Consider the following 26,172-nt stretch of genomic DNA (forward strand, 5'->3'; position numbering starts at 1 on the left):
TGTAACCTTTTATTATATTTAAAATCTAATCTAAAAACGATAATCATGATCCTTGTAATTATTCTCTTGGCACTCTTACTTTTTGGGTTTTTCTTTTACAACAACATCATTGGAAAGAAAAACCAGGTAACTAATGCTTTTTCTGCAATTGATGTGATGCTGAAAAAACGTTTCGATTTGATCCCAAATCTGGTTGAAGTAGTAAAACAATATACTTCCTACGAACAGGATACTTTAAGCAAGATTGTTGAATTAAGATCAAAGGCCACTTCTGGTAGTATTTCCGGTGCTGAAAAAGCCTCCATTGATGCTGAATTAAGCAGCAACATGAAAGGCTTAATGGTTAATGTAGAAAATTATCCTGATTTAAAAGCGAATACAAATTTTATTAACCTTCAAAGTACATGGACAGAAAGTGAAGAACAGATTGCCGCAGCCAGAAGGACATATAATGCTGCTGTTACTGATTATAACAATTCAATTATGATGTTTCCTGGAAATTTATTTGCGGGCTTGTTTAACTTCTATCCGGTTACCCTATTGACCACTACTGAAGAGGAGCGAAAAAACATCAACGCCAAAGACCTTTTTAATCGTTAATGCAAAATTATTTAAATGATAATGTGGCTTTGCAAAACACCATTGCCACGATGGAAGTTGAGCGAAAGAAGGTTGCCGCCGAGCAAACCAAAGGCTTTACTTTTATTGGAATAGGGGTTGGGGTTGCCATTATTGGCCTTTTATTTGGATTGCTTTTCTGGGCCGTGCTTGCAGGCCTGATTCCGGTGCTATATGGCTGCATTATTTTATATCAGATTAATGATGCCCTGAAGGCTTACCAGCAAGCTTATAAGCAAAATATCATTGGTGAAGCACTAAAATTTTTAGATCCAAGTTTAACCATAAACCCAAAAGAAGGCATTTCATCTGACGAATTCAGCTATTCGCAGCTTTTTAATAAATCCGTTGACCGGTATAAAACAGAAGATCTGGTTAGCGGCAAAGCAGATAAAACAAGTTTTTACTTTGCAGAAGTTCATGCAGAGTATAAAACAGAAAGGCAAACTGATAAAGGAACCGAAACCAGCTGGAGTAATATTTTTAAGGGTATTATATTTGTAGCCGACTTTAATAAACACTTAAGCAGCATAACTATCGTGAGGCCTAAAGACCTTGGCAATACAATCAGCTCCTGGTTTTCCAAAAATGTTTTTTCTTTTAGCGATCGGGATGTGATACAGTTGGAAAATCCTGATTTTAGTCGTGCCTTTATTACTTATGGAAGTAATCAGGTCGAATCCCGATACATTTTAACTCCTTCTTTAATGGAGCGAATATTGTACCTGAATGCCAATTCAGAAGCAACGATTTCCTTATCCTTTATAGCATCAAGAATGTATATCGCTTTCCCTTTGGATAGAAATTGCTTTGAAGCCCCCATTTTTGAATCCTTGCTCAATCCTGCTTCGCTTAATACAGATATCAACACCATTCGTTTTATGTATGATATTGTGAAAGAACTTGATTTAAATACCAGAATTTGGGGAAAGGAATAATTAGCTTAAATGCTTTTTAACAATATCTTCCAGGGCTGCAATATCAAAGGGTTTTGACAAGTAGCTATCTGCTCCGGCCTCATCCGCAAGTGAAGAAATATCATTATTGGCAGAGAAATAAATTACAGGAATATGTTTTAAATCAGGATTGCTTTTAATTGCCCTTGTTGCCTGTATACCACCTAAATCTGGCAACCAGTTATCCATAAAAATAAGATCTGGCATAAAAGCCGATACTTGTTTCTCTATGTCATTAGCACTTTCAGATGTTTTGATTTCATATCCTGCATCCTCCAAAATGAATGTACAAAGATCTAGTATATCCCTATTATCATCAAAAACAAATACTTTTTTTGTATCAGCCATAAATCTTTTTCGTGATGCAAATTTAACTACTATTTATGAATTAATCCATTTATATAGCCTGCCATTTTAAAGCTATCTAAAATTAAGTGTGGATTTACTTCATTTACAGCCTGCTGCGGCATATAGCCCATACTCGCTGTTTCAGGATTTTGTATCAGTACCAAGCCTCCATACTTGTTTACTATTTTTAGTCCTTCAACCCCGTCTGCATTGGATCCTGACAATAAGATACAGGTCAATTGATTTTTAAAAACCTCTGCTGCAGACTGAAACGTCACATCGATTGACGGACGGGAATAGTTTACTTTTTCTGAATAATCCAATGAGATGGTATGATCTTGCTCGATCAGCAAATGATAATCAGCGGGTGCGATATAAACACAGCCAGGTAATAATTTTTCCTTTTCTTCGGCTTCTCTTACCGTTAAGCTCGTTCGGTTTTTTAATAATTCTGTGAGGAGTGAATCATTACCAGCCTTACGATGGGTAACTAAAATAATCGGAAAGTTAATGTTCACGCTTAGGCTGGGGAAAATTTCCAGCAACACATCCAAACTCCCAGCAGAGCCTCCGATAACCAAAGCGCTACATTTGCCTTGAGTTAAAGTTTCCGCCATATTTTTTCGTTTTTTATGCGCTTATAGTCTTTTGCATTTGACCAAAAATCAAGACTTTCCTTACTACCTAAGGCCAGAAAACCTAATTTTTCAAGACTGTTATCAAACAAATGAAAAACCTTGTGTTGTAAATCTTTATCAAAATAGATTAATACATTTCTGCATAAAATGAGCTGAAACTCGTTAAACGAGTGGTCAGAAACCAGATTATGTGTAGAAAAAATCATTTTGCTGCTTAAAGACTCATCAAATTTAACAAGTGAATAATTTGCAGCGTAGTAAGATGAAAAATCTTTTATTCCGCCAGATTGAACATAGTTTTCAGAGTAACCCTTCAGGTAATTTAAAGGAAACATTCCATTTTTTGCCTTCTCTAAAACCGATGGATTAATATCAGTGGCATAAATCAGAGATTTATTAAGCAAATTAAGTTCTCTTAATAAAATCGCTAAAGAATAAGCTTCTTCTCCGGTTGAACAGCCAGCTACCCAAATCCGGATAAAGGGATAAGTACCTAACACCGGTAATACATCATTTCTAAGCGATTTATAGAAAGTAGGATCACGAAACATTTCGGTAACATTCACCGTAATTTCCTCTAAAAATCTTTTAAAATACTGTTTATCTGTTTTAACAGCATACCTGAATTCTGCAAAGCTGACAAAGCTATCCAGCGAATATAACCGGGTAATCCTTCTTTTGATTGATGCATGAGAATACTCCAGGAAATCATAACCGTGAGCTTCCAGCACGTCATTCAGCAGCAATTCTACCTGTTCATTATCTATCGCGTCAATTATCACCTTATTTTGTAACTTCTTCTATCTGTACAACCAATTCGTCAACATTAATGGGCTTTGAAACATAACCCGCGGCACCGGCACTGAGGCAGCGTTCCTTATCTCCAACCATGGCTTGCGCCGTAACGGCCAACACCGGAATATTCTGCATTTTTGGTGATTTTTTCATTGCCGCCATGGCCTGATAGCCATCCATATCCGGCATCATCATATCCATTAACACAACGGAAATATTTTCTCTTTCTTCTATGATGGAAAAACCATCACGCGCACTGATTGCCGACAAACATTCGTAACCTTTGGCCTTTAAAACAGCTTTTAAAGCAAAAATGTTTCGGTTGTCATCATCAATAATCAGAATTATTTTTTGAGGCATATGAGGTAAAAACGTACTTAAGATTTATAATGATTTTCGTATAACCATACGCGTAAAAGTGATACCAACTGATCCATATCCACTGGTTTGCTGATATAATCTGAAGCGCCGGCAGCAATACATTTTTCCCGGTCGCCCATCATGGCTTTTGCGGTAACGGCTAAAATAGGCAAATTTCTATATTTCAGGTTCTGCCTGATGGCCGTAGTGGTTTCATAACCATCCAGTTCAGGCATCATCATATCCATTAAAACCACATCAATATCAGAATTTTCATCCAATAATTTCAGTGCCTCCTTGCCATCTATGGCTGCCAAAACTTTCATTTGATGCTGCTCTAAAATTTTTGTCAGAGAGAAAATATTTCTAACATCATCATCGGCCACGAGAACTGTTTTCCCTTTTAATACATCCTGTAATTCAGAAAATTTTTGAGGCAGTTTCGTTTTTTCCTTGTTTTTTTCTTCTATCAAATGAAGGAATAAGCCGGCTTCATCCAGTATTCGCTGGTAAGAATGAGCAGTTTTCACCACGATTGAATCTGCATATTGTTTAATCCGGTTTTCTTCACCTTTGGATAAATTTTTTCCAGTAAAGATGATAATCGGGAGGTTTTCCAGTCCTGGTGTTTTCTTTACTACTTCAAGTGTTTCATAAGCATGTTTATCCGGAATACCCATATCCAGGATAACACAGTTTACCTCCGGCTTGTGCAAGGCTGAAACGCTGTCACCTACTTCGTTAACAATCTCGGTTTGGATATTGAAATTGCTTAAGAAATAACTCAATGCTTTGGCATGCTGCTTATTCTCTTCAACAATTAACACTTTTTTGGGGTGACGGCTTAAGGCATGCTCCAGTTTAGAGAAGATTTCCTGCATATGCTCAAACGCAAAAGGCTTATTGATAAAATCTACCGCACCTTTAAGTAAACTTTCTTTTTTTACCTGTAGGGATGACATGATATGAACAGGAATCGGGCGCGTATCAGGGTCAGATTTTAATTCTTCCATCACCTGCCAGCCATCTTTTACAGGCAGCTGGATATCCAGCAATATGGCTATTGGTTTATAGGCCTTAGCCATCTCGATGCCCACATCGCCACGAACGGCAACCAGCCCTTTGTAATTTCGTTTCCGGGTAAAATCCAGCAGCATTTTTGCAAAGGGCGTATCATCTTCTACAATTAAAATTACTTTATCACCAGGTTCAATGCTGTTGCGATCATCTTCTATTTCCTGCGGAATAGCATTCACGGTTAAATAATTTACCTTTGCAACAGGCACATCCATTGAAGGTACACTGGGCACATTCATTAATGGAACTGCACCTTCCATCCCCTTGTTTTTGTCAATAGGTAGGGTTAGGGTAAAAACACTGCCCTCGTTTTCCTTACTTTTTAAATCAATGAAACCACCTAAAAGCTTGGCCAGTTCTCTACTGATAGACAAGCCTAAACCTGTTCCGCCAAATTTGCGGCGGGTAGATCCATCTGCTTGCTGGAAAGCTTCAAAAACCATGGCCTGCTTATCGGCTGGAATGCCTACGCCAGTATCGGCTACTTCAAAAATGAGGGCATTTAATTTTTCATTCTTCGTAATGTTAAATTTGACAGCACCAGTAGATGTAAATTTAATGGCGTTTGAGAGTAAATTTTTGATAATCTGCTCCAGGCGCATTTTATCCGTATGAAAATATTCAGGAACATCTTCCGCTTGATCAATCACCAGCTCCAGTGATTTTTCTTTCGCTAAAGGATTAAACAATGCACGCATGTTAGCCGCAATATCGCTCACTTTAACATTGGATTGATCGAGTTCCATTTTACCCGCTTCAATTTTAGAAAGATCCAGAATTTCATCGATCAAACTCAGCAAGCCCTGGCCGGAACTCTGGATTACTTCTGCATATTCCTGGTGTTCCTTATCCATCTCTTCATTTTCTGCCATTAACCTTGACAATAACAAAATGGAATTTAAGGGCGTACGCAACTCGTGCGACATGTTGGCCAGGAATTCTGATTTATACCGGGTACTCAATTCAAGTGCCTCTGCCTTCTGCTGGATTTCAGCATTTCTGATCTCAATCAGTTCGTTTTTCTCTTCTAACAAACTGCTTCTTTCTTCAAGTTCCTGATTGCTTTGCAATAATTCTTCCTGCTGTACGCGTAACTCCTCTTCTGAGGCCTGTAGTTTTTGCGCCTGCGCTTCGAGTTCGGCATTCATCCCTTCCAGCTCGTTATGTTGCACCTGAAGTTCTTCAGACTGGGCCTGTGTTTCTTCCAGGAATTGCTGTAGTTTTTGCCTGTTCTGTGCACCTAAAAGTGCGGATCCAACATCAGACAGGATGAGGTTTAAAAAGTGCAGCTGAAGATCTGAAAGCGGTTTAACCGCACCAATCTCAAGACCACCTATAGATATTCCGTTTCTGATAATTGGCAATATAATCAGTTGTGCGGGTTTGATGTTTCCGGTTGCATATGTAATGGTCAGTTCATTATCAGGAACATCATCAATAATAATGTTTTTACCAGATTTTACAGCCTGACCAATTAATCCTTGTCCCAATTCAATAACCGGCAAAAGATTTTGTCCTTCTAAAGCATATTTACCTTTTAAATGCAGGTATCCATCATCTTTAAACAAATAAACTGCTCCTATCTGGCTTTTAGTATAGGTTACTAAAAACTCGATAATGTCATCTGCCAGGTGAAAAACATCTTTCTCACCAACCATTCTTACATTCAGGTTGGCGACTCCGGTTTGCAGCCATTCATTTTCTGCCAGCGTATCAAAAGATTTCTTTAACGATAAAGACATCGCATTTAAAGAACCTGAAAGCTCGCCGATATCATCACGTGATTTTGTATCGAGTAAAACGCCGTAGTTGCCACTTGAAATTTGATGCGCAATTTCCTTAATGGCAATAATGCGTTTCTCCATTTCACTTTTCTTGTCTTCAATCTCCTGCTGAAGCTTAACGCGTTCATCAAAATCAACCGAAACTTTTCTGTAAAAGAATAATGTGATCAATATGGCCAGGATGGCGGCCACCATGATGAGAACGGGTGTGTAGGAGGTTAGTTTATTTAATTCTTCAGTACGCTCATTCAGCAACCTTTTTTCCTCGTTTACCATTTTGTTTACGGCAGAACGTGCCTGATCCATATAGGTTTTACCCTGAAGAAGCACGGTGGGGTCTATTTTACCCCCTAGTGATTTAATTTCAATAGTGGAGGAAATAATGCTCAGGCGCCTCACCAGTATATCTTTCAGTTCATGAATGGTTTTCTGCTGTGCCGGATTATCACTTGTAGCCAAAGCAATAGAGTCTATGGCTTTCGTCGCTACATCTCTGGCGCCCGTATAAGGTTCCAGAAATAATTTATTCCCGGTGAGCAGATAACCTCTTTGCCCGGTTTCAGCATCTTTCAATGTAGATATTACAGATTCGAGGTTCAGGATAACCTGATCGCTATGTTTCACCAGTTCAGTGCTTCTGATCAGGTTACGAATGCTGACAAAAGAAGCGAGCGAACTAATAAAAAGAATAATTAGCGACAAGCCTAAGCCTAAACGTAGATTATTTTTCAGCGTGGTTTTCATTAATATATTTTAGAAATCTTAGATTATAGTAAGTTCAGCGGTTCAGTAGTCGGAATGATAAAATAAAATTCAGAGCCTTCATCCGGCACACTGTTAACGCCAATGGTACCGCTATGCCTGTTGATAATTTCAGAACAGATATACAATCCAATTCCCAGGCCATTAAAGCGGTTACTGTGTTCCTCTACACGGTAAAATTTATCAAAAATTTTAGCTTGCTGTTCTTTAGAAATACCTATACCGAAATCTTTAACAGCCAGGTAAAGTTTGCCATCTTTAATATTGATAGTAACATTAACCTGATTGGTTCCGGGGGCATATTTAATGGCATTGGTAATAAAATTGATGACCACCTGCTCCAGGCGCATTTCGTCTCCGTAAATGTTTTCATTTGTTTTACCAAGTTTGTTGATGATAAAACCCGGATTGGATTGCTGCAGCATTTCAATGGCATTATTCACCATATTGTCCGCACAAAAGTACTGCATATTGAACTTCATCTTTCCACTTTCAATCTTCGAAATATCAAGCAGATCTACAATAAGCTCATTTAGTTTTTCCAGCTGAACACTCGCCTTTTGCAAATGATTTTGTGCCATGGTTTTATCATCCTTATTCAGGCTGCGTTGAAGCAATTGAATGTAGCCTTTAACACTGGTTAAGGGTGTTTTAAGCTCATGGCTGGCAATACTGATGAATTCGTCTTTTTTATTCTCAGCCTGTTTGCGAAATTCAATTTCTTCCAAAAGCTTTTCCTGTACTTCATTCAGTTTCCTGCTCTGCTCATAGATGCGATAAAATGTTTTGATTTTGAGCAACAGGACATTAATATCAACAGGTTTTGTAATGTAATCCAATCCGCCGCTTAAATAACCCTTGGTTATAAACTTAAGCTCCGTATTTACTGCTGATAGAAAAATAATGGCCGTATCCTTTGCTTTGCTAAAACCGGAGATGGCCTCTGCAACCTCAAAACCATCCATATCCGGCATCTGAACATCCAGAATAATCAGCACATAGTTGTTTTTTAAAACTTTTTTTAGTGCGTCTTCACCTGATGATGCGGTATCCACCTCAAAATTATGTGCCTGCAGTACTTTTTGTAAGGAGATCAGGTTTTCAGGCCTGTCATCAACTATAAGGATCATTTTATATTATACAAATGAAAAGCTTAAGATAATTACGTTTGGTTCAGATACAAAAGATCTTTAAAATGTATACAAACAACCGGGCGCTTAAAAATGTTTTATTTATTTACAAATTATTGGCATTGAAAGTATCACCTTGTTTCATATCACCAGTTTCAAAACCCTTTTTAAACCAAAAAACCCGCTGTGCTGAGGTACCATGTGTAAAGGAATCAGGTTGTACATCACCATTGGCTTGTTTTTGTAACTTATCATCACCAATAGCATTAGCTGCTGTTAAGGCTTCTTCTATGTCACCCTCTTCCAGTTTAAAATCCTTTAGGTTTTGAGCGTGATGCGCCCAAAGACCGGCAAAAAAATCAGCCTGCAATTCCAATTTTACAGATAACCTGTTATATTCTTTCTCACTTACTTGGCCACGAGCCTGATCCAGTTTTTCAGAAATCCCTAATAAGTTCTGCACGTGATGACCCACTTCATGTGCAATCACATAGGCTTGAGCAAAATCACCGGCGGCCCCAAAACGGTTTTTTAAATCATCATAAAATGATAAATCGATATAAACTTTATGATCGCCCGGGCAGTAAAACGGCCCTACATCTGCACTTGCATTTCCACAAGCTGTTTGAACACCATCTCTGAATAATACAAGTTTCGGATTTTCATACGTTTGACCCATTTTTTGGAACTCCTGCTTCCACACTTCATATGTTGATTGCAAAATATTAGAAACAAAGCGACCTTGCTCGTCCTCGGGAACACCCATCTTTCCTTCTACTTGTGCGCCTCCTGCATTTCCCGGCACCTGACTCACTAGTCCTGTTAAGTCCTTACCAAAAATTAGCCCTAGAACAACAACAATAATTCCAACGCCACCCCCTAAAATTGTTCGTCCACCGCCACCACTACTTCTTCTATCTTCAACGTCACCGCTACCTTTACCAAACCACTGCATAATTTTATTTTTTATTTGAATGAATAACCTTGTATTCACTCAATTGTTAGGCTAAAGTAGAAAATTTTTTAAGCAATATTTTTTGCTAACAAATTAGATACAAAAAGAGCCATATAAATGATATGGCCCTTTCTTTAATCAAACTTAAAAAGATTAGTCATTAAAAACCTCAATGGCTCTTTCAATTCGGTTTTTTGTTTCTTGTACGCCCAATAAGATTGCAATATCAAAAACACCAGGTCCAAATTTGCCGCCTACCAGCATAATCCGGAAAGGCAACATCAGTTCGCCGGGTTTAAATCCCTTTTCTGTTGCCAAAGCCTTGAAAGCTTCTTCTGCTGAAACCGCATCATTAAGAGATAAATTTTCAGAAAAAGCATTAAAAAAGTCAGCCTTTTCTGTCGTCCATTTTGGTTTAACAGATGCCACGTCATATTCTCCCGGACTGGCGAAAAAATATCCGCTCTGCGCTACGAAATCTGGCAAAAGTGTACAACGATCTTTAATCAGGTCAATTATTGTATTTAAAAAATCAGCATCACTTACTTCAATGCCAGCCTTTTGCAATTCAGCTTTTATGCTTGGTGCTAAACGCTCAGCACTTTGTGTTTTAATCCACTCATGATTATACCATTTTGCTTTTTCGAAATCAAACTTTGCCCCTGCTTTACTGATTCTATCTATAGAGAATTTTTCTTCCAGTTCACCTAATGAAAATAATTCCTGGTCAGTCCCGTCATTCCAACCCAATAAGGCCAGCATATTCACGAAAGCTTCAGGAAGAAAACCCATTTCCTTGAAGCCTTTGGTGATGTCATTGGTTTTAGGATCTGTCCAGTTCATGGCATACACCGGGAAACCTAAACGGTCGCCATCACGTTTGCTCAACTTACCATGGCCGTCAGGCTTCAGAATTAAAGGTAAATGGGCCCATTGTGGCATATCGCTTTCCCATCCCAGATATTTCCATAATAAAATATGTGTTGGTGCTGAGGGCAACCATTCTTCACCGCGGAAAGCATGGGTAATTTCCATGGCCTTATCATCAACTACTACAGCTAAATGATAGGTAGGCATGCCATCTGCTTTTAATAAAACCTTATCATCAACCAATGACGTTTCAAAGCTGACATCTCCACGAATTAAATCATTAAAATGCACAATTTCATTTTCAGGCACTTTAATGCGGATAACATGTGGTATTTTCGCTGCCAGCAAATCTTCTACTTCGCTTATGGTCAATGTTAAAGAGTTCCGCATTTCCATCCTCGTGGCCTGGCCATACTGAAAATTTGGAATTTCCTTCCGCTTTGCATCCAACTCCTCAGGGGTATCAAAGGCATAATAAGCATAACCATCGCTGATCAACTGCTCTGCAAATTTCCTGTAACTGGGTTTACGTTCACTCTGGCGATATGGCCCGTAATTACCCGGCTTGGAAGGGCTCTCATCTGGCGTAATGCCACACCAGTTTAAACAGTTTACAATATATTCTTCTGCACCTTCTACAAAGCGGTTCTGATCGGTATCTTCCACACGCAGCACAAAAGTTCCGTTGTTTTTTCTGGCAAACAAATAATTGAATAAAGCCGTGCGAACACCACCTAAATGCAGTCCTCCGGTTGGGCTTGGGGCAAATCTTACTCTAACTTTTTTATCCATAATTGCTATGTTGAGCGATTGACATGTGGCATATGGCGTATGAAACGCTTGACGCCAGACGCAAAACGCAAGACGGCACAAAGATATGTTTTTCCTCCATTTTATGTTGTTTTCACGGGTAAGGAATCCATTATGCTTTTATCATGTTAACTTATCGTTTTTGAAAAAGCATAATGGTTTTCTGTTTTTTTCGTTTTGTTATCGTAATTTGGCTACCCAAAGCATGAATCCTTATCAAAAGAAACGCCGCTGGAAGTTTTTCCTTCTCATATTCGCTATCCTAATTGGCATTGCATCAGTATTTTATACCGATTCTTTTGTAAAAAAGATGGAACGCGAGGAAGCCAATCAGTTTCAGCTTTGGGTGAAAGTTCAGGAAAGATCCATGTTATTAATGGATAATGACAACTTTCGTGAGGTAGTAGAAAGTGTAAGGAAAAATACCAAGACACCTGTAATTGTTGTTGATTCTTCTCAAAACATTACCACCTATTTTGGTCTGGATTCTACGAAAACCAATTATTCAACAGATACCAAACTCACTTACGACAGTTTATATTTTGTTCATCAGTTAAGAAAAATGAGTGCGCAGCACAGGCCTTTAACCATGAATATTCTGGGCAGTAGCTATCAGGCTTATTATAAAGATTCTTTCATCCTGACACAGCTCCGCTATTTTCCCTATATTCAGATGGCGGTTATTTTTCTTTTCCTGCTTACGGCCTATGCAGCATTTAGTTCGGCACGGCGGGATGAACAGGACCATGTTTGGGTTGGCCTGGCCAAGGAAACCGCGCATCAGTTAGGCACTCCAATATCATCACTGATGGCGTGGACTGAACTCATGAAATCGAAATTTGATGCTGAAGATGATCCGCTTATTGCGGAGATGGAAAATGACATCAAACGCCTGGAAATTATTGCCGATCGCTTTTCAAAAATTGGCTCCAAACCTATCCTGGAAGATCATACGGTGTACATTGTGGTTAGTGATTTTATCCGGTACTTTAAAGTCAGAACATCTGATAAAGTTAAATTCAGCATTTCAGGAGATGAACAGGTTCGGGCTTTATTAAATATTCCACTGTTTGACTGGGTGATTGAAAACCTGCTTAAAAATGCAGCCAATGCCATTGAAAATGAAGGGTCTATTTCCATTAACATTATTGAAAACCTGGCCAAAGAACAGGTATTTATTGATGTAACCGATACGGGAAAGGGCATTCCACGTTCCAAATTTGATGCGGTTTTTCAGCCAGGCTACACCACCAGAAAGCGTGGCTGGGGTTTAGGCCTTTCCCTTACGAAAAGGATTGTAGAGAATTACCATAGCGGAGAAATCTTCGTAAAAGATTCTGAAGTAGGCAGGGGAACAACATTTAGAATAATATTAAAAAGCAGCTTAAGATATGAACCGACCACAGCCTAACGAATACCCGATCTGGGCAGAAGCCTACATTAGCAAGGTTAATCAAGATATTTTCGAAATTCTGGAAGAACAGGTTTTTAGTGTTCCGGCTTTGTTTGCAAGAAATCAAGACAAAGAAAACTTTGCCTATGCGGCGCATAAGTGGACACTAAAAGAAATGCTCGGCCATATTATTGATTGCGAGCGCATTTTTGCCTACCGCATTACTTGTTTCGCCAGAAATGAGCAGCAACACTTACCTGGTTTTAATGAAGATGATTACGTTTCAAACGCCCGTTTCAGCGAAAGAAATTACGAAGACATGATTGAAGAGTTTGCTACGTTAAGAAAGGCGAACCTTTACCTCTACAGAAGTTTAAATGATGATGAACTTGATCGCGGAGGAACAGCATCTGGCCGGGCCATTAATATAAAATCTATTTTATTTGTTGCGGCAGGGCATATCATTCATCATTTTGAAATCTTAAAACAACGTTATGATGTGGTTTAAAGAATTTAATGTTGAGGAATTAAATAGTCGGCCGAAAAATCATATCGGCGCATTGCTTGGCATCGAATTTACCGAAATTGGTGAAGACTTTATTAAGGGTACCATGCCTGTTGATGAACGCACCCATCAGCCTGCAGGCATTTTGCATGGTGGTGCCTCTGTGGTTTTAGCAGAGACTCTTGGCAGCATTGCCTCCTACATGTGTATCGATCCAGAAAAATACCTAGCTGTAGGTTTGGAAGTGAATGCCAATCACCTCAGACCGGTAAAAAGCGGGCTCGTAACCGGAATATGCAAAGTTATCCACCGCGGTGGCAAAACCCATATCTGGGACATTAAACTTTATGACGACCGGGGCAAAATGAGTTGCATCAGCCGTTTAACGGTAGCCATTATCAATAAGCCGCAATAAAAATTGCCGATGGTCAAAGGCCATCGGCAATTTTACCTAAATGACCTATTTCAGGGGCTGATGATCAATGGCTTTCTTTTCGATAATAAAAGAAGTGATCAATCCAAATCCGCCAAAAACACCCAGGAAACCAAAGTAAATGGCCGCGGCCTGACTTTCTTCATTATGGGTCATCTCTGATCCAAATATGCTCCTTACCGTAAGCAGCGCGACCAACAGGCCCAGGCCTAAACCAACCATTAACAAGCCGAATTTTAAACTTAAGTAAGGCCTTGGTATTGATTTTGAAATGCCCGGATCGATTCCGCGTTCAATCATAGCCATTTTTTCCTTGTTGGACAGATAACGGATTCCAAAGATCATTGCAAATGTGCCCAGGAAGAATGTAATCGGAACTAATATTGCTTGCATAATAATATTTTTTTATGTTAATTTTTGTTTCTATCTATTTGAACCGTGTTCTGTGTATTATGACAACATCATTTCCAATCAGGTTACATGCCGTAGAAAAAAAATCAATAGCTTTACAGATCTTGCATCAGCCATTAAAAAATATAGAAATCTTTACATCACTCAGCGATGCGGCATTTGCTGAAATCGCGAGGTATATCCGGATGGTCAGTTATCCTAAAGGAACATTACTGATTCACGCAGATAAAGTAGAACCTTATTTTTATATTCTCCAAAGCGGCATTGCCAGAGCTTATTCTGATGGTGAAAATCAACAAATTACTTTTTGGTTTGGAGAAAGCGGGAGCGTATTGTTTTCCTTCAACAGCTACATTAATAATAAGCCTGGATACGAAAACATCGAACTTTTAGAGGATAGTATATTGATTCAAATTCGGCTCACAGATTTATTTAAACTGTATAATGCAAATACAGAAATCGCGAACTGGGGACGAAAAATGGCTGAACATGAACTAATCGCAACCGAACGGCGATTAATTGACAGGTCATTCAAAAGTGCGGCAGAGCGGTATCAAGAATTCGCCGCTCATTCGCCATCCCTGCTCAAAAGGGTGGCCTTAAAGCATATCGCTTCTTATTTGGGGGTTACACAGGTTACCTTAAGTAGAATCAGAGCTGAAAAATAATGCTATTTTTTAACAAATGTAAAAGGTGCGCTGAATGGTGCTTGATACCTTTGTGCAAACACATTTATATGAACTGGATCCTTTTAATCACTGCCGGACTTTTCGAAGTTGGCTTTACCACCTGCTTGCAATTGTCTAAAAATTTTACAAATATCAAGTGGACCACAGCCTTTATTGTTTGTATTGCCCTAAGCTTTTTACTATTGAATAAGGCCACGCAAACGCTGCCGATGGGAACGGCTTATGCCGTGTGGACGGGAATTGGTGCCGTTGGAACAGTCATCGTAGGTATCCTCTATTTTAATGAGCCGGCTACTTTCTGGCGAATATTTTTTATCTGTACTTTGATCGGATCTATTGCGGGACTAAAGTTTTTTGCAGTTCATTAACTTGATATTCATTTAAATCTTTGGGAAAAACATGGAGGTTTAATTGTAAATGGGAGATACCAAAATCATCCCGCTGATTGCGGAGATTCTGCAGACCGTAGAAACTAAATCATTTTAAATCCGCATCTTTTTCTGTTAAATCTGCGGGAGAAATATTGATAATACAAAACAATCATGTCCAGATAATTTCAATCCATCTTTCAAAAATCTTTACTTAAACAAGAAAAATCCCTGTAACCTCCATCCCACAACTGTAGTCTTATGGCTAAACATGGAGCAAACAAATACGGATTTAATGCTGATCGAAAAGATATTGAACGGGCAAACCGATCAGTATTCCTTATTGGTTAAACGCCATCAGCGATTTGTATTTACGCTTGCGCTTCGTTTTGCAAAAAACAGGGAAGATGCAGAAGAGATTGCGCAGGATTGTTTCATTAAAGCTTATAAAGCGCTTGGAACTTTCAAGCAAACTTCAAAATTTAGTACCTGGCTGTATACCATTACCTATACCACGGCCATGACTTTTTTGAGAAAAAAGCGCTTGGATACTTCATCAATTGATGATGAAGATACATTTATCCAGCTGGAGAATCACACTTCGGGCTTTATGGCAAACGGATACGAAAAGAAGGATGGCTACAAATTTTTAAATGAAGCAATTACACAACTAATGCCGGATGATGCTGCCATTATTACCTTGTTTTATCAGGGAGAGCAAAGCCTGGAAGAAATTGGCGCAAGCCTTAACATGGAGCCGAATACGGTTAAAGTAAAATTGCACCGTGCCCGACAAAGGCTGAGAGAAAAATTACAATATTTGTTAAAGGATGAAGTAAAAGAGCTGCTATGAATACGATAGAAGAACAACTTTGGGATTATATTGACGGAAACCTGGATGCCGCCCAGGCCATTGCCATGAAAGAAAAGATTGATACAGATGCAGAGGTTAAATTTCAGTATGAAGAATTACTGCGTTTCAACAATGCTTTTGATAAAATGGAATTTGAAGAACCATCCATGTCTTTCACTAGAAATGTAATGGAAAGCATTGCGTTTGAACCTGCTCCAATAGCAATGAAAACAAAGGTTGATAAAAAGATTATTTATGGTATTGGTAGCTTTTTCGTACTCTCTTTACTCATGTTATTCGGCTATGTACTTTATAATTCAAATCTAACTATGCCTGGTTTTGATCAGAAAGTTAGTTTCGATTTCAATTTAAACAAACACATTACACCTGCCACTATTTATAGCTTCTTATTTGCTGATCTGGTTATCGGATTAATTTTTATTGATCAGCTTTTAAGAGGAAGGTTAGCTCAAATCAAGAAAGTTTAATCGTCCCGCAGATTACATTCATTTGCATTTTCAGAAATCTGCGGGAACCCAAAAGATAAATTTTACCCCAAAGTTTTTAAAATCTCCAATCCTTCTGCCCATTTACCGTATCCGGCTGTGGCATTGATATGTCCCGCATTGCCAATATTAATAAAATCACTGCCCCATTTCTCTGCAAAGAATGCAGCTCTTTCTATACTCACCCATTCATCATCCGTACTGGCCACTATAATGGTTTTAAAATTAATTTTGTCCAGTGGAACATGATCAAAGCCAACAGTATCAAAGGTATATTGAGGTGCTTCCAGATCACTTGGCGCAACCAATAATGCCCCCTTAATGGTCTTTTGATAATGTTTGGCCCAATTGGCAATTGCCGTACAGCCCAAACTATGGCCAATTAAAACCACTGTAGCTAAATCATAACCAGCCAATGCCTCATCAATATTTTTAATCCAGTCAGCTGATGTTGGCGTTTCCCAGTCGGCCTGATTGATTCTGGTAAAATTTTCACCTGATTGTTCAAAGTGTGTTTGCCAATGGTCTGGCCCCGAATTACCCAAACCAGGAATAATAAAGTAATTTGTCATAGATCAACAGGTGTTATTAGTACTCTTTTTTAAAATGAGCAGTGTTAGCCATTTTTCGTATATAAAAAAAGCCCCGACTGAGATCGGGGCCTTTTTGTAAATATGATAATAAATTAAATTACTTTCACATTAACGGCATTTAAGCCTTTTTTACCGTTAGCAACTTCGTACTGTACTTTGTCGTTTTCACGGATTTCGTCGATAAGACCTGTTGAATGAACAAAAATTTCGCTGTCGCCATTCGCAGGAATGATAAAGCCAAAACCTTTAGTTACATTGAAGAATTTTACTGTGCCTTCTTGCATTGTATTAAATATTAAAATTAAGTCTGCAAGGTAAGTTTTAATTTTTAAAATCAAAATAAATTTTAACATTTTTTTAACGTTAAAACTTTGTAAACATCAGATTACTAAGGCTTTTTAATTGCCTTCCCAACAATAGTTACTGTAATTTCACTATTGTGTGGTATTCCAAGGGTTGTTCCGGGAACAACATTAAAAAGGTTCCTGATATAAATATCGGCTACCCCCTGCATCATTCTTTTCTTTCCTTCTGCGGCCTCCGGCAACACACCATTTACATTCAAAATCCGCATTGTTCCGGTATAATCTACAACAGCAAGGCATTCATAAGCAAAATCTTTATACGCCCGCTGAATTTCAATCCGGTAACGTGGAAACATATAATCGTAAGCGGCTGTTCGTTTCTGCAGTTTATCTACTGTACTAAACTTTTCTACCTTTACAATTTTACTCTTCGGAATAAACTGAACAGGTACTCTCGCGGCAAATGCTCCTGTATCAGTACGGTTAACTTCATCAGATCTTTTCTGAATAAATAAGGTATCTGCCTTTGAGGGTTTCTGCAAGGCTGCTGCCGTTGTTTTCAATTTATTTTTAATATAGGTCTGCGCATAAAATGTCATATTCACATCTGAACGGATATCATTAGCGATTACTTTTCCATCAACCTGAATCCGCTGAAAAACCAGGCTATCCTTACTGATGTGTTTCACCTTGAAAAACTCTTCCGCAAAGTTGTACACATTGCCATGGTCATATTGCAGGTAAAATTTCTGCATGATTTGTTTCTGCGGGCTCCAGGCCATCATGGTATCCTCTGCGGCTACCTCAATAATCCAGGAAGGTTGCTGCATAAATCCTTCTCTATTGAAAGAAAGGTTATTGCTGAAGCGACGTTTAACCTCTTCAAACCGGATGCCTTTTACAGGAGCAAAGCTGAAGTCTCTCAGGCTGGCATCATTTTTTTTCGATCGTGAATTACAGGCAGAAAGCACCAGCACGATAAGAAAGAGTTTTAAAATATTTTGAATCATTGGTGCTAAAATAATTATTTCTTTTTAACCAGTATCACATTGGCCACTTTACGCTGCCCCGCATGGTCCCATTTCTTGTTATCTGATGGATAATTAACTACGCCATCATCAGGCATTCCATCAACCCATAAAGTAGTGGAACCTCCGCCATCAAAATTAATGGCACTGCTACATCCCAGCCATTTCATCAACTTGGTTAGCTCAGGCAAGTTCATCCCTGCAGCATTATCGCTTCGCCCATCAACCGTTAACAAAATTACCCTGCCATTTGGTTTGATGCCTAAGCAGGTTCTTGGATGACGAAGGCGCGTAAAAGATGTGGTATCTAAATCTTCATTTTGGTTATGATAGGTTAATAACGGACCATTCAGCAAAACATTTTCTTCGCTGAGTTTTGTTTCCCAATCTGCTGTTCCATCCCATTTTTTGATGGCGATTTTACCATTATCTACAACCACCGCAGCCTGTTGATGCCTTGCTCTATTTCCATTTTTGTCCAATCGGTTGGTATTGATGATACTTCCTTTTACCTTGACAAAATCAACCGATCCGCCATTTTTTACATCAAAAAAATTTCCATTTAAAGCTGCAATTGCGGTATCGCGAATACCAAAATTACTGGTAGTGATTAATTCTTTTTCTTTAGCACCCAATGCAAAAATTGCTTTTCTACCTGTATTTTTTACTTCAAGAAAAGAAATGTTTTCATTTGCTCCAAAAAGATCCTTATTGTTAAAATGATGGCGAAATAGTTTCACTTGCCGTGCAATTTTAGTTTTCTTCCATTTGGTTCTAACCACACAAACCGAATCAGCATTTTGTGCAAAACCCGGCATTAAATAAAGCGAGAATAAGATAATGATTGATAGTTTTCTAAACATCGGTATTCAAAACTTGCCATAAAACTAAATCTTTGTTTTAAACTTCGAATTAAGCCATCAATAATTATACATTCAATTTTAAGCAAAAACGGAGCAACCAACTTCATGATTAACTCCGTTTTTTCTGAATGATGGAATGACTAAATTAGTGAATGATGGAATTGGGGTGTTGCTTTGCCAATCATTCTATAATTCAATCATTTATTTCTTCGGGTCTAAAATGTCTTTGATTCTGATATTCAAATCTTCATAATGTGCTTTTGTTATGGCATCACCTGCGGCAGATCTTGCTTTTGTAGTGGCCAGTAATGTTTTCAGTTCTGCCCTGACTAATGGCCTGATATCTGATAAAGCAACATTAACCGGTGTTAAACCGTAGCTTGCTGCGTAATCAACCGGAAAGCCCACAGGAAGTTCTGCCTCTTTGGTCATCAGATTTTCTAATTGGTCTACATAAGCACGCTGTAAGTTACGTTTAAATGCATCTGCCCTGCCGTTGGCGAATACGGAAGACCTTAAATCGGTAAACAACTGCGGCATTGTGTAGGCCTTTGCTGGCCCGTTTTTAGTTTCATTATCAATCAAACGGGCAAGGCGTGGCGCAGCCAACAGGTTACCCAATGTATTGGTCTGAACGGCCTTAATGCGGTTTAACAATACGCCATTATCAAATTTATTTAATTGCTCATTGCTGATGAGCCATAAAGGAGTAGTGAACAATTGCTGATTGAAAAAAGTTATCGCCTCCTTTTGTTTTGCCTTAGGCAGATAAGCATAAACGGCACCTGTTTGGTCGTACGTTTTAAAGTTTTCACTCAAGCCACCAACATTGGTAGTTACATGGCCCATATAACGGTTAAATTGCGAAATAATTTCATTGTAAATTTCTTTTAAATCGCTGTAATCTTTCCCTTTCTGGTAGGTCCATTTTTCAACATTAGGAAGAATCCGTTTAAGGTTGGCAATGCCATAAGTACTGGCTTTCATGGCATTATCACCCAGATCTTCACTTTGTAAGCGCGGATCTAAAGTGGTTCCCTGCCTGCCATAAAAGTATAATGGATTTCCAGCATTTTTTATTACCCATTGATTCAAAATTTCTTTTTCCTGCTCGGCAGTTTTATTTCCGGGAATCCATGAATAACCCCATTTGATCGCCCACTTGTCATATTCACCAATTTGTGGATGTAGTTTCGTTACGCCATCGCCCGGCTGGGCAATGTAATTAAAACGGGCATAATCCATAATGGATGGTGCAGTTCCATGTGTATCTGTAAAAGTTTTAGATCGCAGTGAATCTACCGGATAAGCATAACTTGAACCAAAGTTGTGGGGCAAGCCCAAGGTATGGCCAATTTCATGGGAAGATACGAAACGAATCAATTCGCCCATTTGTGCATCAGAAAATTTAGCCTTACGCACTTCTGGATTTATGGCTGCCGTTTGTACAAAATACCAGTTGCGTAGCAGGTTCATCACATTGTGGTACCAGCCGATATGTGTTTCCAGGATCTGACCGGTACGGGGATCACTCACATGTGGACCATAAGCATTGGCAATATCTGAGGCAAAATAACGGACAACAGAATATCTGGAATCTTCAACACTAAACTGTGGATCTTCCTGTGGGGTCGGTGCTTGCTTACCAATAATCGCATTTTTGAAACCTGCAGCCTCAAATCCGGCCTGCCAGTCGTTAATTCCCTGAATTAAATAAGGCACCCATTTTTTAGGTGTAGCCGGATCAATGTAAATAATAATCGGTTTTACCGGCTCCACCAGTTCACCCCTCATATATGCAGCCGTATCTTTTGGAACCAGATTCCAGCGGTGAATGTAAGCAGTACGTTCTGCCTTTTGTGCATCAGTACCATAATCCAGCTGAGATTGCCCAAAGTATCCCACTCGGCTATCCATAATTCTGGCCTTCACTGGGATTTTAGGCAATAACAACATGGAAGTATTAAATTCAAAAGTTACTGCAGCATTGCTGTTATCGGTTGGTGATTCTGCAGCCTTGTACGTTTTGGCCGTTTTAACTTCAATATTGATGGGAAAGGTTTTAACGGTATCAATGTATGAACGCGTGGCATCATAGGCAATCACTTTATACGCCTTACGGATCTGGTCTGTCGCACCAATCGCCATAATATCGCCATTGTAAAAATCAGTGACATCTATAACCACGCCTGTAGTGTCCTTATTATAAGCCTTCACTTCAAAACCGGCCAGAATCTGATCCAGGTTTGAATTTCTAACCGACTCATACATATCACTATTTGGATCTGCTTGAGTAGCATAGCTTGGTACACGGATATAAATCTGTTTACCCCTGCGCTCCCATTTCCAAACCTGTTCATTCAATTCCTCTCCGCCGTATTGCTGGTTGCCAACTTTTACACCCACCGGTGATTTTGCCAGGCGGGTGACCACCAGCATTTCGCGGTTAATTAAACTATCCGGAATTTCAAAGTACCACTTATCTTCTACCTTATGTGTTTTAAATAAACCGTTGGTGGTTCTGGCTTTGGCAGTAATAACCTCTGAATAAGGTTTAATCCCTTCCTTTTTGGGAGTTGCAGCAGGCGTAGCTGCTGCCGGAGTGGCTGAACCTGTTGTACCTTTTTTGTTCTTTTTTTGTGCGTATACGGAGTTTGATCCTGCCAAACCGAACGCAACCATACCTGCCAATGCAAGCATGCCGAGTTGTTTCTTCATTGATGTGAAATATGCTATAATAGAGTCCGAAGTTAGAGGCTTGTTACAGCATAATCAATGTGTAACTAGAAAATTACGGGCAGCATCAGATTCTTTTTTCCAGTTGAACAAATTTGAATAAAGTATGGTTATCACGATAGATTTCGAAAAGGAGTCTTCTGCCCGGCAATGATTTAAAAAGTTCATTGATGTCATTTAAGGTATAAGATTGTATAGGTTTAAAATCTATACTGATAATTTCATCATAAGGCATAAAGCCAGCCCTTTCGGCGGGTGAGCCTTCATCTACCTCACCGATCAGGACTCTTTTAAATTCATTCTGCTCCAGGTAAACCACCATGCCCACCATATCATGCTGAAACGGCTTTCTGAAATTAGAATTTGGTTTTATTGATATAAAGCCTTGTTGATAATTGAACTGAACATCAAACTTGCGCAGCATTTCACCACCTAAATTTCCATTCCGTTTACTCAGGTCATTTTTTTTTGATATGTATTCAAAATTCGGAAAACCGGCAACCACCTGATCAAATGTGTAATTGCCGATATAAAACTTCGAAATGCGACTAACATAACCTTTAATTTCTCCGCTTAAACTCATGCCTAAATTTGCTTTTACCTTTTTAGATGGTGCAGGGAAAGCACCTTTATCTAACATTTCCATAGATAAAGCATGGCTTGCGCCGGTATCAATAATTAACCTGGCTTTTACCTTTACTGTATCGTCAATCAATACTTGTGTTTCAATGTATGGTTTTTGTTTTTCAATGAAGATTGGAATTTTTGATCCACGGTATTTTACCTTACTCTTTGTATCATAAAAAATAAGTGTGTTATGGCTATACCTGATATCTACAATAAAGCTGTTGAAAAAATCAAATCCTATCAGTCCATAAATTTTAATTCCCAAATGGCCAGACAGATTAAATAAATCTTCTTTTAGAACGGCAGTAGGGATGTATTTAATTTTTGCCTTTCCTAATTGCGCACGCACATTTTGCGAAACATAAGCATCAACACTTTCTACCCCCAGACCAGATAACTTGATCTTACGCATGGCGCTAAAGTCCAGCGAATCAATAATAGCGGGTTCTGTGATAATTAAAGGCCCAACCCCGGTATCGAGAACAAAATCATAGGGGCCCTTTCCATTCACCATCAGTGGAATAATAATGAGATTTTTAATGCACTTAAACGAAACAGATTGCTTTAATTTATGCTTTGGAAATGCAAATTCCTGCCCGTACCCCTTAATAAAAGCCAAAAGGCAGATCAGGCAAATGAATACTTTGCGACATCTTAAAAAGGTTACAAGGGCATATTTGGTTAACATTAAATTAAATTTAATAAATTAGTTGGCAATTGTCACTCTAATCCAGCATGATGTTTATCCCTAAAGTTCATTATTTATCTTTTGCAGCCATAATTTTTATCGTATCAGGCTTAATTGGCTGTTCTGCAGACCAAATGATTTCAAAAAAAGTGGCTAAAACATTTAAAAATTCGGAAGTGATCAAGCAATATGAGGTGGGTTTTGCTTTGTATGATATGGAAGGCCATAAGATGATCTTTCAGAAAGATGCCGACAAATATTTCACACCCGCATCCAACACTAAACTGTATACCTTTTATGCGAGTTTGCAAATGTTGCCTGAAAGAATGCCCGCCTTAAAATATGTGGAACGAAATGATTCCCTGATTTTCTGGGGGACGGGAGACCCTTCATTTTTACAATTTGCGGTAAAGGATCAGTCGGCCTTTCATTTTCTTCAGACAAGCAATAAAAAACTCTTTTTTGCACCGGGCCGCTATTCCGGATCTTTTTTTGGCGAGGGATGGAGCTGGGATGATTACGATTATTATTACCAGCCGGAAATTACGGAAATGCCCATAATGGATAATATGGTAACTTCCACTTACGCTAGTGCACATAAAATCAACATTGTACCAAAGGTTTTTGCTCCTTGCTTTGAAGTTGATTCTACGAAGACTACAGGGAATTTCCAGGTGACCAGAGATTTTTTGGCAAACCATTTCCGCTATCCTTCCGTTGATGTAAAACCGGGTTATCATCAGCAAAACCCTTATAAAACGAGTGTCCAGACCACCATTGAGGTTTTGACAGATACCCTGCATAAAACAGTAGGGATTGTTAACATGAAGATTCCGGCAGATGCAAAAACATTATCCGGAGCCAAAAGAGATTCTGTATTGAAGCACATGATGTTACCCAGTGATAATTTTATTGCCGAACATCTGCTATTGGTTTGTTCCAACCAGATCGGAGATACACTGAGCACTGCAAAAGCCATTCAATATGTAACTAAAAAGTACTTATCTTTTTTGCCAGACAAAGTTCAATGGGCAGATGGTTCAGGTTTATCCCGGCAGAATTTATTTACACCCCGTGATAACGTTTACCTGCTGGATTCAATCTATAAACTGGTGAATAACCGCGAAAAGCTTTTCGATATGCTTCCTGCTGGCGGGAAAACCGGCACCTTGAAAAATGCCTATCCGAAAACTGATCAGCCGTTTATTTATGGCAAAACAGGATCTTTGGGTGGTGTGCATAATCAAAGTGGTTATGTATTGACAAAAAAGGGTAAAACTTATATTTACGCTTTTATGAACAATAATTATATTAAACCAACAGCCGAGGTAAGGGCTGAAATGGTGAGAATCATGACCTATATTCATGATCATTTTTAATGTATCGCAGCATCAGGCCAACCAATCATCACAGCCGATAACACGCCCGAAGAAAATTTCAATTGCGCAATGAACCAGAGATCACGGTCTATCGATCAACCCTTTTCCAATGAGATACTCCTTGATGGTAAAAATTACCTGTATTTTGGAGGTACAGCTTACCTGGGTATTCCGCAGCAGCATGATTTTCTTTCTTTATATCTGGAAGGCCTAAAAAAATATGGCCTGAATAATGGTACCAGCCGCAACAACAACATTCAGCTTGGAATCTACCAGGAAGCAGAACATGTAGCCGCCATACGTTACCAGGCAGAAGCAGCATTAATCACATCAAGCGGATACCTGGCTGCCCAGTTAACGGTTAAAAAACTTGCAGCCCCCGGACATGTAATTTATGCGCCCAATACCCATCCTTCACTTTGGATAAATGAACAACCCGAAGCTTACGGTACTTTTACAAACTGGAGCAAAGAAACCTTGCAGTTAATCAATACTTCAACAGAAAAAAACTGGGTATTGATCAGTAATGCGATGAACAACCTGGTTCCTGAAGTTTATGATTTCAGCTTCCTGAATAATATTGAACCGGATAAAAACATCACTTTAATTGTAGATGATTCTCATGGGATCGGAATAAACAATCAGGGTTTAAGTGCATTGTCCTCCTTACCTGAAAGAGAAAACATCAGTAATGTGGTGGTGGCTTCAATGGCCAAAGCCCTTGGCGTAGACGCCGGATTGATATTGGGTTCAGAAAAAATAATTACGCAGCTCAAATCTACCAGTACCTTTGTTGGCGCATCTCCTCCTGCCGCAGCTGGTATTTATGCTTTTATGCATGCAGAAAGTATATATAAAAAACAGTGGCTAAAACTTCAGGACAACATAAACTTATTAACCAGGAACCTGAATCAATCATGGAAATATGCACCTGGTTTCCCCGCATTTTTAATTGATGATGCTACAATTGACCAGCAATTATGGAAACACAACATTTTAATTTCGTCTTTTCCTTACCCTACGCCCGCAAGCAAGCCCATTAATCGGGTTATTTTATGCAGCTGGCACGAACATTCTGATATTAACCGATTATGCAAAACCATTGGTTTGTTTTCTTAACCGATAAATTTTTCAATCTTTATAAAATGAAAAAGATCATTCTACTCTGCTCCTTAAGTTTACTTTTTTCTATCGCTACCTTTGCTCAAACAACAGAAATATGGATTGTAAGACATGCTGAAAAAGATAAAACAAACTCTGAAGATAAGGACCCTAACCTATCCGATGAAGGTAAAATCAGGGCAGGTGATTTAGCCACCTTTCTCCAAAAGACAAACTTTGATGTTGCCTTTTCTACCCCCTACAAAAGAACGCATCAAACTTTAGATTCACTGATCATCCCAAAGGTGATTAACTATAATGACCCAAAATCACTGGTTGATTCTGTTAAAAAAAATTATGCAGGCAAGAAAGTTATCATAGCGGGTCATTCCAATACCCTGCTGGAAATTATTGAAGCTTTTGGTGCCAAAAAACCTATGGAAATGCTTACGGAGGATGATTATGACTATATTTTTCACCTCACCCTGAAAGATGAGAAGGCTAAGGTGAAAATGGATCAGTTTGGCAGGCCACATCACCTTTAGTTCGGAGTGATCAGTTTGGAGCTATCATGCTTCTCGCTTGTTTAAC

At 38.9% G+C, this 26,172-nt stretch carries 27 protein-coding genes; 12 read left to right on the forward strand and 15 right to left on the reverse strand.

Going from position 1 to position 26,172, the window contains the following annotated elements; genetic code table 11:
- The first annotated feature begins 45 nt into the window (after window positions 1-45).
- Complete coding sequence (locus OQ267_RS01950; protein WP_265834691.1) at window positions 46-600, forward strand: LemA family protein; 555 nt, start codon at window positions 46-48, stop codon at window positions 598-600.
- Window positions 600-1,556 carry a DUF3137 domain-containing protein gene (locus OQ267_RS01955; protein ID WP_265834692.1) on the forward strand — a complete coding sequence of 319 codons (957 nt, stop codon included), beginning with the start codon at window positions 600-602 and terminating at the stop codon, window positions 1,554-1,556. The genes OQ267_RS01950 and OQ267_RS01955 overlap by 1 nt, the downstream gene beginning before the upstream one ends.
- On the opposite strand, the gene OQ267_RS01960 is transcribed toward OQ267_RS01955, so the two are convergent.
- From OQ267_RS01960 to gltX, 8 genes are all read right to left on the reverse strand, one after another.
- Entirely contained in the window at window positions 1,557-1,922 is a 366-nt protein-coding gene (locus tag OQ267_RS01960; RefSeq protein WP_088299877.1) for a response regulator, read from the reverse strand.
- Window positions 1,923-1,951: 29 nt separating this feature from the next.
- Entirely contained in the window at window positions 1,952-2,539 is a 588-nt protein-coding gene (locus OQ267_RS01965) for a chemotaxis protein CheB (protein WP_265834693.1), read from the reverse strand.
- Window positions 2,524-3,342 (reverse strand): CheR family methyltransferase, encoded by an 819-nt coding sequence (locus OQ267_RS01970; RefSeq protein ID WP_088299879.1) that lies wholly within the window; start codon window positions 3,340-3,342, stop codon window positions 2,524-2,526. Before OQ267_RS01970 ends, OQ267_RS01965 begins: the two co-directional genes overlap by 16 nt.
- Window position 3,343: 1 nt before the next feature.
- Window positions 3,344-3,715: a response regulator gene (locus tag OQ267_RS01975; protein ID WP_088299880.1), complete on the reverse strand. Its 372-nt coding sequence runs from the start codon at window positions 3,713-3,715 to the stop codon at window positions 3,344-3,346.
- A 17-nt stretch (window positions 3,716-3,732) separates the two neighbouring features.
- A complete protein-coding gene (locus OQ267_RS01980; protein WP_265834694.1) occupies window positions 3,733-7,320 on the reverse strand; it encodes a response regulator in 3,588 nt (1,195 codons plus the stop codon).
- Between the two features lie 23 nt (window positions 7,321-7,343).
- Window positions 7,344-8,468: a sensor histidine kinase gene (locus OQ267_RS01985; RefSeq protein ID WP_265834695.1), complete on the reverse strand. Its 1,125-nt coding sequence runs from the start codon at window positions 8,466-8,468 to the stop codon at window positions 7,344-7,346.
- A 106-nt stretch (window positions 8,469-8,574) separates the two neighbouring features.
- Entirely contained in the window at window positions 8,575-9,423 is an 849-nt protein-coding gene (locus OQ267_RS01990; protein ID WP_265834696.1) for a neutral zinc metallopeptidase, read from the reverse strand.
- Window positions 9,424-9,576: 153 nt separating this feature from the next.
- Window positions 9,577-11,085, reverse strand: coding sequence for a glutamate--tRNA ligase (gene gltX / locus OQ267_RS01995; RefSeq protein ID WP_265834697.1), 1,509 nt, complete (start codon window positions 11,083-11,085; stop codon window positions 9,577-9,579).
- A gap of 223 nt (window positions 11,086-11,308) precedes the next feature.
- On the opposite strand from gltX, the gene OQ267_RS02000 reads away from it, so the two are divergent.
- From OQ267_RS02000 to OQ267_RS02010, 3 genes are read left to right on the forward strand one after another with little or no spacing between them, the layout of a single operon-like run.
- Window positions 11,309-12,514 carry a sensor histidine kinase gene (locus OQ267_RS02000; RefSeq protein WP_088299884.1) on the forward strand — a complete coding sequence of 402 codons (1,206 nt, stop codon included), beginning with the start codon at window positions 11,309-11,311 and terminating at the stop codon, window positions 12,512-12,514.
- Window positions 12,495-13,004, forward strand: coding sequence for a DinB family protein (locus tag OQ267_RS02005; RefSeq protein WP_265834698.1), 510 nt, complete (start codon window positions 12,495-12,497; stop codon window positions 13,002-13,004). Before OQ267_RS02000 ends, OQ267_RS02005 begins: the two co-directional genes overlap by 20 nt.
- Window positions 12,991-13,416 carry a hotdog fold thioesterase gene (locus tag OQ267_RS02010; RefSeq protein ID WP_322974715.1) on the forward strand — a complete coding sequence of 142 codons (426 nt, stop codon included), beginning with the start codon at window positions 12,991-12,993 and terminating at the stop codon, window positions 13,414-13,416. Before OQ267_RS02005 ends, OQ267_RS02010 begins: the two co-directional genes overlap by 14 nt.
- Before the next feature lie 45 nt (window positions 13,417-13,461).
- Here the strand turns inward: OQ267_RS02010 and OQ267_RS02015 are convergent, their stop codons facing one another.
- A complete protein-coding gene (locus tag OQ267_RS02015; protein ID WP_265819327.1) occupies window positions 13,462-13,827 on the reverse strand; it encodes a DUF6249 domain-containing protein in 366 nt (121 codons plus the stop codon).
- Window positions 13,828-13,886: 59 nt separating this feature from the next.
- Here OQ267_RS02015 and OQ267_RS02020 point away from each other — a divergent pair, with 59 nt between their 5' ends.
- The 4 genes from OQ267_RS02020 (at window position 13,887) to OQ267_RS02035 (ending at window position 16,243) form a co-directional block, all read left to right on the forward strand.
- Window positions 13,887-14,513 carry a Crp/Fnr family transcriptional regulator gene (locus OQ267_RS02020; RefSeq protein ID WP_265834699.1) on the forward strand — a complete coding sequence of 209 codons (627 nt, stop codon included), beginning with the start codon at window positions 13,887-13,889 and terminating at the stop codon, window positions 14,511-14,513.
- Between the two features lie 68 nt (window positions 14,514-14,581).
- On the forward strand, window positions 14,582-14,902 hold the full coding sequence (locus OQ267_RS02025; RefSeq protein WP_265834700.1) for a DMT family transporter: 321 nt from the start codon (window positions 14,582-14,584) through the stop codon (window positions 14,900-14,902).
- 271 nt (window positions 14,903-15,173) lie between these two features.
- Window positions 15,174-15,755 (forward strand): RNA polymerase sigma factor, encoded by a 582-nt coding sequence (locus OQ267_RS02030; RefSeq protein WP_088299889.1) that lies wholly within the window; start codon window positions 15,174-15,176, stop codon window positions 15,753-15,755.
- Window positions 15,752-16,243, forward strand: a complete 492-nt coding sequence (locus tag OQ267_RS02035) for an anti-sigma factor family protein (protein ID WP_265834701.1) — start codon at window positions 15,752-15,754, stop codon at window positions 16,241-16,243. Before OQ267_RS02030 ends, OQ267_RS02035 begins: the two co-directional genes overlap by 4 nt.
- A gap of 62 nt (window positions 16,244-16,305) precedes the next feature.
- On the opposite strand, the gene OQ267_RS02040 is transcribed toward OQ267_RS02035, so the two are convergent.
- From OQ267_RS02040 to OQ267_RS02065, 6 genes are all read right to left on the reverse strand, one after another.
- A complete protein-coding gene (locus OQ267_RS02040; protein WP_088299891.1) occupies window positions 16,306-16,833 on the reverse strand; it encodes an RBBP9/YdeN family alpha/beta hydrolase in 528 nt (175 codons plus the stop codon).
- A gap of 113 nt (window positions 16,834-16,946) precedes the next feature.
- A complete protein-coding gene (locus tag OQ267_RS02045) occupies window positions 16,947-17,138 on the reverse strand; it encodes a cold-shock protein (RefSeq protein ID WP_010599196.1) in 192 nt (63 codons plus the stop codon).
- 104 nt (window positions 17,139-17,242) lie between these two features.
- The gene (locus OQ267_RS02050) at window positions 17,243-18,169 is read right to left on the reverse strand and encodes a hypothetical protein (protein ID WP_265834702.1); all 927 of its coding nucleotides are present in this window, start codon (window positions 18,167-18,169) and stop codon (window positions 17,243-17,245) included.
- A 14-nt stretch (window positions 18,170-18,183) separates the two neighbouring features.
- Complete coding sequence (locus tag OQ267_RS02055; RefSeq protein ID WP_265834703.1) at window positions 18,184-19,050, reverse strand: phosphodiester glycosidase family protein; 867 nt, start codon at window positions 19,048-19,050, stop codon at window positions 18,184-18,186.
- 201 nt (window positions 19,051-19,251) lie between these two features.
- Window positions 19,252-21,768, reverse strand: coding sequence for a zinc-dependent metalloprotease (locus OQ267_RS02060; RefSeq protein WP_265834704.1), 2,517 nt, complete (start codon window positions 21,766-21,768; stop codon window positions 19,252-19,254).
- A gap of 85 nt (window positions 21,769-21,853) precedes the next feature.
- Entirely contained in the window at window positions 21,854-23,101 is a 1,248-nt protein-coding gene (locus OQ267_RS02065; RefSeq protein WP_265834705.1) for an aspartyl protease family protein, read from the reverse strand.
- A gap of 47 nt (window positions 23,102-23,148) precedes the next feature.
- Here OQ267_RS02065 and OQ267_RS02070 point away from each other — a divergent pair, with 47 nt between their 5' ends.
- The 3 genes from OQ267_RS02070 (at window position 23,149) to OQ267_RS02080 (ending at window position 26,126) form a co-directional block, all read left to right on the forward strand.
- Complete coding sequence (locus OQ267_RS02070) at window positions 23,149-24,480, forward strand: D-alanyl-D-alanine carboxypeptidase (protein ID WP_265834706.1); 1,332 nt, start codon at window positions 23,149-23,151, stop codon at window positions 24,478-24,480.
- A gap of 69 nt (window positions 24,481-24,549) precedes the next feature.
- A complete protein-coding gene (locus tag OQ267_RS02075) occupies window positions 24,550-25,599 on the forward strand; it encodes an aminotransferase class I/II-fold pyridoxal phosphate-dependent enzyme (RefSeq protein ID WP_265834707.1) in 1,050 nt (349 codons plus the stop codon).
- Between the two features lie 26 nt (window positions 25,600-25,625).
- A complete protein-coding gene (locus OQ267_RS02080; protein ID WP_265834708.1) occupies window positions 25,626-26,126 on the forward strand; it encodes a phosphoglycerate mutase family protein in 501 nt (166 codons plus the stop codon).
- Window positions 26,127-26,172 lie beyond the last annotated feature (46 nt).

The organism is Pedobacter sp. MR22-3 (assembly GCF_026240075.1).
Taxonomy (GTDB): domain Bacteria; phylum Bacteroidota; class Bacteroidia; order Sphingobacteriales; family Sphingobacteriaceae; genus Pedobacter.